The organism is Streptomyces sp. SID3343 (assembly GCF_009865215.1).
Taxonomy (GTDB): domain Bacteria; phylum Actinomycetota; class Actinomycetes; order Streptomycetales; family Streptomycetaceae; genus Embleya.
The window spans coordinates 1-926 of the sequence record NZ_WWJX01001224.1 but is presented as its reverse complement, the minus strand read 5'-3'; the positions used below and the strand labels follow the sequence as shown (position 1 = coordinate 926).

Below are 926 nucleotides of genomic sequence, written 5' to 3'. Positions count from 1 at the left end.
GGTGCTCGGGCGGGGTCGGATCGGCCGCGAGGTCGGCCGGCGCTGGGCGGCGCTCGGCCTGGAGGTCGTCGACCACGTCGCCGGCGCCGACATCGTCTCGATCCATCTGCCGCTCACCCCCCAAACGCGCGGCAGCATCGACGCCGCCGCGCTCGCGACCGTGCGCCCCGGGGCCGTCCTGGTGAACACCGGACGCGGCCCCGTCCTGGACGTCGACGCGCTGATCGCCGCGCTCGACTCGGGGCGGCTCGCCGGCGCGGCCCTGGACGTCTTCGATCACGACCCGCTGCCCGACGACTCGCCCCTGCGTACTCGCGGCGACCTCCTGCTCACCCCGCACGTCGCGTTCTACTCGGAGGAAGCTCTCGCCGAACTGCGCCGCCGCGCGGCGCAGAGCGTGGTCGACCACTTCGCCCCGACGGGAGGCACGCCGTGACCCCGACCACGGATCGGCCCTTGCCCGGTCCGCCGACGCACCGCCGAGCCGCGCACGACGCGGTGGCCCGGGCGGACGGGACCGACCGGGTCTTCCGGGCGGACGGGACCGATCGGGTCGACCCGATCGGAGGCGGCCGGTGAACCCGCCCTCCGCTTCGCCGCCCCCGGAACAGGCCCCCGTACACGTGCCGGACGCGCTCGCGCCGCTGATCGCGCACCACCCGGACGTGCTGCCGATCCTGCGCGCGGCCCGGCTCGGCCTCGCCGAACTCGGCGGGCTGCCCCCGGTGCACGTCGAACTGGTCACGCTCGCGGCACTGACCGCGCTCGGTGCGCCGGCCGACTCGTTCGGTGTACATGTGCGCCGGGCCCGCGAGTTGGGCGTGAGCGAGGCCGACGTATGGGGCGTGCTGGAAACCCTCGCGGTCATCGTCGGGATCCCGCGACTGATCCACGCGGTCCCGGCGGTGGCGGCCGGGCTCGAACTC

The 926-nt window shown here is 75.8% G+C and carries 2 protein-coding genes; both read left to right on the top strand.

What is annotated here, in order from left to right; all coding sequences use genetic code 11:
* Nucleotides 1-436 (top strand): NAD(P)-dependent oxidoreductase (locus GT354_RS38515; protein ID WP_272923965.1); only part of this gene is annotated, 436 nt, incomplete at its 5' end.
* Nucleotides 437-575: 139 nt separating this feature from the next.
* Nucleotides 576-926 (top strand): carboxymuconolactone decarboxylase family protein (locus GT354_RS54995; RefSeq protein ID WP_161361031.1); only part of this gene is annotated, 351 nt, incomplete at its 3' end.